This is a genomic window from Negadavirga shengliensis (assembly GCF_042652345.1).
GTDB lineage: Bacteria > Bacteroidota > Bacteroidia > Cytophagales > Cyclobacteriaceae > Negadavirga > Negadavirga shengliensis.
Genome location: NZ_JBHSJJ010000001.1, coordinates 591,688 through 597,951, shown reverse-complemented (window position 1 = coordinate 597,951; position 6,264 = coordinate 591,688). Strand labels below are relative to the sequence as shown.

General features: G+C 43.0%; 2 protein-coding genes and 1 CRISPR repeat array. Both genes read right to left on the bottom strand.

Going from position 1 to position 6,264, the window contains the following annotated elements; translation table 11 throughout:
- Positions 1-179: 179 nt before the first annotated feature.
- Positions 180-3,030: a CRISPR direct-repeat array (repeat unit 46 nt; unit sequence GTTGTGAATTGCTTTCAGAATTGTACCTTAGCTAGGTAATCACAGC).
- Positions 3,031-4,981: 1,951 nt separating this feature from the next.
- Positions 4,982-5,329, bottom strand: coding sequence for a CRISPR-associated endonuclease Cas2 (cas2, locus tag ACFPFU_RS02440; protein WP_377061144.1), 348 nt, complete (start codon positions 5,327-5,329; stop codon positions 4,982-4,984).
- Complete coding sequence (gene cas1, locus ACFPFU_RS02435; RefSeq protein ID WP_377061142.1) at positions 5,322-6,215, bottom strand: type II CRISPR-associated endonuclease Cas1; 894 nt, start codon at positions 6,213-6,215, stop codon at positions 5,322-5,324. The genes cas2 and cas1 overlap by 8 nt, the downstream gene beginning before the upstream one ends.
- Between the last annotated feature and the right edge of the window lie 49 nt (positions 6,216-6,264).

The following is a 6,264-nucleotide window of genomic DNA, read 5'->3' as shown; positions in this document are numbered from 1 at the left end:
ACCGGAGAAAAAAAACGAGCCCTTTCTGTACGATGTATTAAAGAAATTATGTTGTGAATTGCTTTCAGAAATGCGTCAGCATTCATGAGTGCCGTTGAAAAAACCAACCAGGTCCACGAATAATTGTACCTTAGCTAGGTAATCACAGCTGGAAACTCGGGTCATATGATTCCAGTTTTGTTGTGAATTGCTTTCAGAATTGTACCTTAGCTAGGTAATCACAGCTGAGGGTGGCGGGTGCCCCGGCGGACCTTTGTTGTGAATTGCTTTCAGAATTGTACCTTAGCTAGGTAATCACAGCACTATCCATGTTTTACCTGAATCTTCTGTTGTTGTGAATTGCTTTCAGAATTGTACCTTAGCTAGGTAATCACAGCTTTCTAATATTTTTTTACAATCCAGTTTTTGTTGTGAATTGCTTTCAGAATTGTACCTTAGCTAGGTAATCACAGCTATGAGTTTGAAAATATAACAATTCAGACTGTTGTGAATTGCTTTCAGAATTGTACCTTAGCTAGGTAATCACAGCTTTTCAGCCTCAATCATCATTTTTGTGTCGGTTGTGAATTGCTTTCAGAATTGTACCTTAGCTAGGTAATCACAGCACATTGATAACCGTTTGAACCCCCCATGTAGTTGTGAATTGCTTTCAGAATTGTACCTTAGCTAGGTAATCACAGCTTTGGATCACAAAAACCGGCCGGTACATACGTTGTGAATTGCTTTCAGAATTGTACCTTAGCTAGGTAATCACAGCGTCCGGTAGACAAAACCACTATACGGTTAAGTTGTGAATTGCTTTCAGAATTGTACCTTAGCTAGGTAATCACAGCACATACAATTTGGTGTCCCCGGTTATCTGGTTGTGAATTGCTTTCAGAATTGTACCTTAGCTAGGTAATCACAGCAGCCTTGATCATCCTACTACTTCCAGTTTTGTTGTGAATTGCTTTCAGAATTGTACCTTAGCTAGGTAATCACAGCTCGATGCTGATGGAGCTGATCTCGAGGTTCGTTGTGAATTGCTTTCAGAATTGTACCTTAGCTAGGTAATCACAGCAGCCATCCAAAGACATATTTAAACGGAATAGTTGTGAATTGCTTTCAGAATTGTACCTTAGCTAGGTAATCACAGCAAACCTGTGAAGAAATCTGTTCCGTCTCACGTTGTGAATTGCTTTCAGAATTGTACCTTAGCTAGGTAATCACAGCGGATGGCATACACATACCCTTCTGTAGTAGTTGTGAATTGCTTTCAGAATTGTACCTTAGCTAGGTAATCACAGCAGTAGGCACATTTCCTGCCTCCGTTGATATGTTGTGAATTGCTTTCAGAATTGTACCTTAGCTAGGTAATCACAGCTAACCTTTTTTATTGTTAAATTCACCCCTGTTGTGAATTGCTTTCAGAATTGTACCTTAGCTAGGTAATCACAGCGGAGGACGTGAAGAAGGAGATGTTCGGAACGTTGTGAATTGCTTTCAGAATTGTACCTTAGCTAGGTAATCACAGCATATTCGTTATCAGTTTTCTTGGTGATAAGTTGTGAATTGCTTTCAGAATTGTACCTTAGCTAGGTAATCACAGCCAGTATTATTATTTCCTACTCGGTGGGTACGTTGTGAATTGCTTTCAGAATTGTACCTTAGCTAGGTAATCACAGCCAAAATAAAACCCCGATTCCACCCCCTCAGTTGTGAATTGCTTTCAGAATTGTACCTTAGCTAGGTAATCACAGCAAAACGCCAAGCCCCATCTCCGCACCGAACGTTGTGAATTGCTTTCAGAATTGTACCTTAGCTAGGTAATCACAGCCCGGATAAGATCACTGATGCACTTGTTGACGTTGTGAATTGCTTTCAGAATTGTACCTTAGCTAGGTAATCACAGCAGAGAACATGAATATTGTGCTTTGGGAGGTGTTGTGAATTGCTTTCAGAATTGTACCTTAGCTAGGTAATCACAGCACCAGAGCGTTGTAATTGACGTCGCCATACGTTGTGAATTGCTTTCAGAATTGTACCTTAGCTAGGTAATCACAGCTCCCTAGACAATGATTCTGACGTTGAATCTGTTGTGAATTGCTTTCAGAATTGTACCTTAGCTAGGTAATCACAGCAAAACGCCAAGCCCCATCTCCGCACCGAACGTTGTGAATTGCTTTCAGAATTGTACCTTAGCTAGGTAATCACAGCCCGGATAAGATCACTGATGCACTTGTTGACGTTGTGAATTGCTTTCAGAATTGTACCTTAGCTAGGTAATCACAGCAGAGAACATGAATATTGTGCTTTGGGAGGTGTTGTGAATTGCTTTCAGAATTGTACCTTAGCTAGGTAATCACAGCACCAGAGCGTTGTAATTGACGTCGCCATACGTTGTGAATTGCTTTCAGAATTGTACCTTAGCTAGGTAATCACAGCAAAACGCCAAGCCCCATCTCCGCACCGAACGTTGTGAATTGCTTTCAGAATTGTACCTTAGCTAGGTAATCACAGCCCGGATAAGATCACTGATGCACTTGTTGACGTTGTGAATTGCTTTCAGAATTGTACCTTAGCTAGGTAATCACAGCCCGGATAAGATCACTGATGCACTTGTTGACGTTGTGAATTGCTTTCAGAATTGTACCTTAGCTAGGTAATCACAGCAGTCCTTCTTTTATTAATACTGCTTCATACGTTGTGAATTGCTTTCAGAATTGTACCTTAGCTAGGTAATCACAGCTCCCAGCCGTAACCGATCCACCCGACGCCCGTTGTGAATTGCTTTCAGAATTGTATCTTAGCTAGGAATCACAGCGGGCGATACGTTTCCAACTCACCCAATCGGGTTGTGAATTGCTTTCAGAATTGTACCTTAGCTAGGTAATCACAGCGAGACGGTGATGAGATACTGCATTCTGAGGGTTGTGAATTGCTTTCAGAATTGTATCTTAGCTAGGAATCACAGCAAAATATTCTCCGGTGCTGCCATACTGTAAGTTGTGAATTGCTTTCAGAATTGTATCTTAGCTAGGAATCACAGCCTCCTCATATTTTTTTTCACATTTTGCAATGTTGTGAATTGCTTTCAGAATTGTATCTTAGCTAGGAATCACAGCTGCGTTGATTACCATTTGCAGATCGATACAGTTGTGAATTGCTTTCAGAATTGTATCTTAGCTAGGAATCACAGCAATAGTATCATATCAATCTCCTCACCCTGTGTTGTGAATTGCTTTCAGAATTGTATCTTAGCTAGGAATCACAGCTTTGACAGCGTGGTGTATATCAAGTATTACGTTGTGAATTGCTTTCAGAATTGTATCTTAGCTAGGAATCACAGCTTATTGTCAAATACCACAACACCATTCCTTGTTGTGAATTGCTTTCAGAATTGTACCTTAGCTAGGTAATCACAGCAAGAAAGGTATATTGAATACCTAAAAGCCGTTGTGAATTGCTTTCAGAATTGTACCTTAGCTAGGTAATCACAGCGGGGACTGGCCTTAGGTGTGAATGCGTACAGTTGTGAATTGCTTTCAGAATTGTATCTTAGCTAGGAATCACAGCTTAATGGCGCATATGCGCAGGAAAAATTTGGTTGTGAATTGCTTTCAGAATTGTATCTTAGCTAGGAATCACAGCGCTTGCCGATGACGTAATGCACGCCTTCTAGTTGTGAATTGCTTTCAGAATTGTATCTTAGCTAGGAATCACAGCACCTCTCTTCACATGTTCGAATGTTTTGATGTTGTGAATTGCTTTCAGAATTGTATCTTAGCTAGGAATCACAGCTCACCAGACAATGGCCATGAGGTTTTGATTGTTGTGAATTGCTTTCAGAATTGTATCTTAGCTAGGAATCACAGCAAGTACCCGGTATCGCACCGTCTTGGGTAGGTTGTGAATTGCTTTCAGAATTGTATCTTAGCTAGGAATCACAGCGCTTTTCTTGATTTTATAGAGGGGTTTATTGTTGTGAATTGCTTTCAGAATTGTATCTTAGCTAGGAATCACAGCCCAGGAAAGCGGCCCGATCCACGAGGTCTTGTTGTGAATTGCTTTCAGAATTGTATCTTAGCTAGGAATCACAGCCCAGGAAAGCGGCCCGATCCACGAGGTCTTGTTGTGAATTGCTTTCAGAATTGTATCTTAGCTAGGAATCACAGCGGCATCGATCATAAGAGGGCTTAAGAAGCCGTTGTGAATTGCTTTCAGAATTGTATCTTAGCTAGGAATCACAGCTCGCTTGCAGAAATATTTGGGATATCTCCCGTTGTGAATTGCTTTCAGAATTGTATCTTAGCTAGGAATCACAGCGATATACAGGAGGACCATCAATCCAAACCAGTTGTGAATTGCTTTCAGAATTGTATCTTAGCTAGGAATCACAGCCGTCCGTAGTTGCATACTTGTACCTGCCTAGTTGTGAATTGCTTTCAGAATTGTATCTTAGCTAGGAATCACAGCGGTATCTACAACACATCAATCACTCAGCGTGTTGTGAATTGCTTTCAGAATTGTATCTTAGCTAGGAATCACAGCTGGATTGCTGGGATATAGACAGGGACGCTAGTTGTGAATTGCTTTCAGAATTGTATCTTAGCTAGGAATCACAGCTGATCAGGGGCGGATCCAATGACGGGGTGAGTTGTGAATTGCTTTCAGAATTGTATCTTAGCTAGGAATCACAGCTTCACGCCTTTTCTTGCGTTGTAGATTTCTGTTGTGAATTGCTTTCAGAATTGTATCTTAGCTAGGAATCACAGCCTCAATTTCAACATCTTTCCCTCCTTCTCTGTTGTGAATTGCTTTCAGAATTGTATCTTAGCTAGGAATCACAGCATACCCCCACGTAAGTGGCTGGTATGATGTGTTTTAAACGATTTTATAGAATTAAAAAAACAGAGGTTTTTTTACTGCCAAAAACAGCGGAAAGTGCGTTTAGCTTTTCCAAAGTTTTGGACTTTGGAAAAGTTTCACTGCAGGGGCCAAACTAAAACAATTCCAATTGTTGGGAAGGAGGCTCTTTTTCGGCTGGCTTGGTACCGTAAAACAGTTCCATCATGCCAAATTGCCGGTCTGTGATGCACATGATCCCGACTTTTCCCTTGGGCGGCAGGTTTTTCTTTACCCTTTTGATATGTACCTCGGCGTTTTCCCTGCTGGCGGAGAAACGCATATAAATAGAAAACTGGAACATGGAAAAACCATCGTCCAAGAGTTTTTTCCGGAAGGAAGTGGCTGTTTTTCTGTCCTTACGGGTTTCGGTAGGGAGATCGAAAAAGACTAAGACCCACAAACTCCGGTACTGGTTAAGCCGTGAATAAAAACTTTCATCCATATTCCGGGTAAACGATTTTGCGGCTGATGCCCGCAAAACATTCAAATAAAGTGCTGCTGGTCCGGCTGGCCGCCACCATCAGGGGGCTTTTTTGGCCCTCTATCGTGACATCAAGCGCCGGGATGCTGAGCAGTTCCTTTTTCAAATCCGTGGTCAGTTTCCCATAATCGTCTGCTGTTTCGACAATATGGGAGACGACCAGGTCCACATAGGGCCTGTAGGGTTCCATGATGTCATCCGCCAGACAATACGCGTTGTATTTGTTACGGTGCCAGATGCCCACGTTGGGCAGCATGCCGGAGGAAACCAGCGCCCGCGCGATAACGGCCCTCAGGATGGCATATCCATAGTTGAGCAGGTTATTGGGTGGTATTCCGGCCTGCTCCCTGTTGAAATCGGGAAGGCCGAAGAGATGTTGCCAGTAATACGCGGCGGCCTGCGCTTCATGGTTGCCACTATCGCCTGAGCTTACATTTTTGGCCAGGTGCAGCATCTTTTGTACCGCGATCCCTTTGTCTTTCAGCAGCCCGGCCTGATTGCGGATTTTTGCCGATACGGTCTGCTGCCACAGGTTTTTCTTTAGGGGAAGGCTGGCGGCCAACTGGTACCTTATCCTTTCGGTTTGCTCGCTGTGCCCGTGCATGGGGAGCAAGAGGCCGTCCGGAAGGTGCTGGCCGTTGCAGGAAACCACCGCCACTTTTTGGTTGGTCAGCTTGGCCAAAAGGCCGTTGGTGATGGTGATCTGCTGGTTTTCCAGCACGATCATCCCAATGTCTTCAATGGGTACCGTCCGGTCCGGATTTTCATCCGGGAATGCCACCACCAACTGTTCGTTTTTGGTGCTGAGGTAGGCTGGGTTGCCGAAAAAGAGGGTGCGTTTGATCATGGTTTGTATTATTAAAGTAGTCAACTTTAAACTTTTCCAATCCCCCACG